The 4519-nt window shown below is 64.0% G+C and carries 3 protein-coding genes; 2 read left to right on the top strand and 1 reads right to left on the bottom strand.

Annotation, left to right across the window (positions count from 1 at the left end):
- The coding region (locus QOC69_RS06175) for an MGH1-like glycoside hydrolase domain-containing protein (protein WP_526437423.1) at nt 1–860 on the top strand (860 nt) is incomplete at its 5' end.
- A complete protein-coding gene (gene glgX, locus QOC69_RS06170; RefSeq protein WP_526437421.1) occupies nt 857–2950 on the top strand; it encodes a glycogen debranching protein GlgX in 2094 nt (697 codons plus the stop codon). The genes QOC69_RS06175 and glgX, both read left to right, overlap by 4 nt.
- A gap of 531 nt (nt 2951–3481) precedes the next feature.
- Here the strand turns inward: glgX and QOC69_RS06165 are convergent.
- Entirely contained in the window at nt 3482–3691 is a 210-nt protein-coding gene (locus tag QOC69_RS06165; protein ID WP_526437419.1) for a hypothetical protein, read from the bottom strand.
- Nucleotides 3692–4519: the final 828 nt, after the last annotated feature.

Raw genomic sequence — 4519 nt, 5'->3', positions numbered from 1 at the left:
GCTTGTACTATGACCGGATCCTGTTGCCTGACGGAGGCGCCGTGCCGGTCCGGGTGCGCTCGATGGTCGCCATGATCCCGCCGCTGGCAGCGGCGGTTGTCAACGAGGAGGCCATCAACCGGACGCTCGTGACAGACAAGATGTTCGCCGACTACTTGCGACGCCATGGGCTAGGAGGGACTGAGGAAATGGTCGGCGCCGGCATCCTGCGCGGCAAACCCGGTACACGGCGGCTCTTGATCGGGGTGACCGGCCTGGACCGGGTGCGGCGGCTCTGCCACACCCTGTTCGACCCGGCGGAGTTCCTGTCGCCGCACGGCCTTCGCTCCCTGTCTGCGTACCACCGCGAGCATCCGTACGAATTGGACGCGGAGGGTGTGCGGGCCGGAATCGACTATGAACCTGCCGAGTCGACCACCGCCATGTTCGGCGGCAACTCGAACTGGCGGGGCCCGGTGTGGTTTCCGCTGAACTACCTCGTCGCGACCGCATTGGAGCGCTACCACGAATTCTTCGGCGACGAACTGACTGTCGAATACCCGACCGGTTCGGGAACCAGCGTCACGCTCGATGTCGTCGTCGCCGATTTCTGGGAGCGCCTAGTGTCGATCTTCCTGGTCGACCAGGACGGAAGACGGCCGTGCTTCGGCGACACAGAGCGAATGCAGAGCGACCCTCGTTGGCGCGACAACCTGCTCTTCCACGAATACTTTCACGGCGACAACGGCGCCGGTCTGGGTGCGTCGCACCAGACCGGCTGGACCGGGTTGGTCGCCGACGTGATCCGCCGCCGCCATCGTGCCTACCCCACGGTGTCGGAGGTGATTCAGCGACTCGTCGAAGGTGAGGAGAGCCGATGACCACGACGATCATGCCCGGCAGACCCGCTCCGCTGGGCGCGACGTGTGGGCCGGATGGGACGAACTTCGCAGTGTCGTCGAATGGCGAACAGGTGACGCTGTGCCTGTTCGCCGACAGTGGAGCCGAGACTCGGCTGGCGCTGCTGGAACGAGATGGCGACATCTGGCATGGTTTCGTGCCCGGCGTGGGGGAGGGTCAGGCCTACGGCTTCCGAGTCAGCGGGCCCTACGATCGCGCTCGGGGCCTGCGCTACAACCCCGCCAAGCTTCTGCTCGACCCGTATGCCCGCGCGATCGATGGTGAATGCCGGTTCGGGCCCGAATCGCTCGACTACGCAACGGATGACACCGCGGCTCCCAGCCTGCTCGATTCGGCCGGTCACATGCCGCGCGGCCTGGTGACGGCGCCGTTGCCGCACGTTCCGCCCGCACCCGGCCCGGGGCATCCGCTCGCCGACACGATCATCTACGAGGTGCACGTCCGCGGATTCACCGCAACACACCCCGATGTGCCGCCGGAGCTGCGCGGCACCTACGCCGGTCTAGCGCACGAGGCAGCGCTCGACTACCTAGTCGGTCTCGGCGTTACCACCGTCGAGCTGTTGCCCGTCCACCACAACGTGCCCGAGTCGTTCCTCGTCGAGCGGGGGTTGACGAACTATTGGGGCTACAACACCATCGGTTTCTTCGCGCCGCACGCGGCGTACTCGGCTGCGGTGCGGGCCGGCCGCCGCGGCGGCCAGGTGGCGGAGTTCCGGAGCATGGTCGACGCCCTGCACGCCGCCGGGGTGGAGGTGTTGCTCGACGTCGTGTTCAACCACACCGCCGAGGGCGGGCCCGGCGGCCCGACGCTGTCTGACCGCGGCCTCGACAACGCCGCCTACTACCGCCTCGACCCGAGCGACCCGAGTCGCTACATCGACACGACAGGGACGGGCAACTCGCTGAATACGGCGGACCCGACCACGCTGCGGATGATCATGGATTCGCTGCGCTACTGGGTGTCGACGATGGGTGTCGATGGTTTTCGTTTCGACCTCGCACCGACCCTCGGACGAGACGACGGAGCCTTCGACCCGTTCTCAGCGTTCTTCGATGCCGTGAGCCAGGACCCGGTCATCTCACAGGTCAAGCTCATCGCCGAGCCATGGGACGTCGGCCGAATCGACAGTTACGACATCGGTCGCTTCCCGCCGCTGTGGAGCGAATGGAACGGACGCTTCCGCGACACCATGCGCGACTGGTGGCGCAGTCACGACGGGTTGTTGGGGGATTTCGCTGCACGCCTGTGCGGTTCGGCTGATATCTACGACCGCCCCGATGAAGGACGCCGACCCAGCGCGTCGGTCAACTTCGTTACCGTGCATGACGGGTTCCCGCTGACCGACCTGGTCTCCTACAACGGCAAGCACAACGACGCCAACACCGAAGGCAACCGCGACGGCACCGACGACAACCGCTCGTGGAACTGCGGAGCGGAGGGCTCAACCAACGATCCTGACGTGCTGGCGCTGCGCGCTCGGCAAAAACGGGCGTTTCTCGTGACGCTGCTGCTCTCGGCGGGCGTACCGCTGTTGTTGGGGGGCGACGAGCTTGGGCGCACTCAGCGGGGCAACAACAACGCCTACTGCCAGGACAACGAGATCACCTGGTTCGACTGGACGACCGTCGACGATGAACTGTTGGATTTCACAACCGAACTCATCGCGTTGCGCCGTCGTCACCCGGTATTCCGCAGGCGCCGCTACCGCACCGGCAGGGCAGCGTCGGACCTGCGCTGGTTCACATCGTCAGGTGCGGAGATGACTGCCGAAGACTGGTCTAACCCGAGTGCCCGTAGCGTCGCGTTGTTCGTCGACGGTTCAACGGATCCGGATGAGGGAGCCGACGGAACGCCGATGGTGGATGACGACTTCCTCATACTCGTAAACTCGTGGTGGGAGCCGTTGACTTTCACGGTGCCCGCCGAACTTTCTGTGCGGCGGTGGGACATGGTCTGCGACAGTTTCGACCCGTCACGCACGGGCACCGCGGGGCGAGAGCTCACGGTCGGGCCGCGGTCAACGGTGGTCCTGCGCTCCCCGCCTTGACCGCGGCAATCGAGCCGCCCCAGCTAAACCTCGATAGGCGGCTCATTAACCCAGCGCGCTCGACATTCGTGGCCGAACGGCTTGGGATTGAAGTCGTTTGGTGGACCCAGGGTCAGGCGACTTTTGCCGTCTGAGTGAGTCGGTTTTCGAACTCGGCGGGGTGATGGTACCGAGGGCCGCGAGACGTGTGCGACTGTTGTGGAATGCGACTTTCGTTTTGGTCCAAGATGTTTGGGCCAGGGCTTTGTCCCAACCCCCGTGCGGCCGACCGAACGGGCCAGATTGTGCTCATGGGCACAGCTGGCGTTGTCCAGCGAACAGTCCGGGCGTCCGAACCATCTACGACGCGTTATGTGGCCGAATCCAATACTTGCCGAGGCCACAATCGTCGGGCGGCACGACTCGAGCTGAGCACTGGATCGCCCGATTGGTGAACACGGTGCTCGGGTCACGATTCAAGACAATTGGAAACCGTTTGCCACTGGTGCCACAGAACAACCGAATGGGTGCTCGTCCTGCGCACCGATGCTTCTAGCTGCGGCGGCGCGCCGACGCGTATTCTTTCGCAGCCTCCGCTGCATACCGGATGGCATGCACCTGATGGTCATGCGCCAGATGTGCTTGATCTACTGCCGCCAGAATATCTTTCGCCTCCTGAAGCTTGGCGGCTTCGCGATGGTGCCGTGCCGCGTGCTCATGATGTTCAGCCGCACGTTGATGAAGTTTGCTTAGCGCTGACATGGAGGTCCCTTCTTGGTTGCAATGTCTGCTCCCCATCGTGGGTGCCGGCACGCCAGGAGTCATTGTTCGGCGGCCCACGATGTTCCGCCAGTCATTAGTCGCATCAACAACCGATCGAAGAACCCAGTCACCGCGACAACAAGATCGATGCCTTCTCCGAATATCCGCTCCGGCGGTGGTCGCAGCTCTCGCAATCCCACTCCGGCAGTACCTCGAGGCATTCTCGGACCGCGATGCCCTCGGCGACCTCCTCCGCCCCAATAATCTATCGGTCGGTGTTCGCCGAGACATGATCTTCAGATCAACGTTAGTCACCGCCACAACCCGGACCGGCAAACCGTGCATTAGCTTCTCTCTTAACACCACAGCGGAATCCGACAAGTGGTGGTCGTCGTCTGCAGGGTGCCTCGCGCTCAAGGGCGGTTAGGTATTGATCGCCAAACGGGCTGACCTTCAACCGCTTACACCCTCGCCGGACGGCACACTGAGCGAAGGAGAGAACCTATGAGGCGCTGGTTCGTGAATCGGCTGGCCATGCTGTTCGCCGCCACCTACATGGCGGCGACGGCACGGGCGATGACCGCGCTGCCGCACGACGAACTGACCTGACAGGGGTGGGACGCGGCTCAGGTCCTATCTGGCACCAAGCATCGCCGTCCAGCAATACGAAACGCGAACTCGCGGGACGCAAGTTCTACGCAGCACCGCCAGAACAGTCGAAAAGGAGCAACACGTGCCCCAGACGGACGACGACCAGACGTCTCGAGAAATCATCGCCGAGATCGCAGTGCCGGACGTCGAATGGACCGCCTCCGCGATGGTCGTCGT

Origin of the sequence: Mycobacterium sp., assembly GCF_032162105.1 — a bacterium.
Classification (GTDB): Bacteria; Actinomycetota; Actinomycetes; order Mycobacteriales; family Mycobacteriaceae; genus Mycobacterium.
This window is presented reverse-complemented; position numbering and strand designations above follow the sequence as displayed.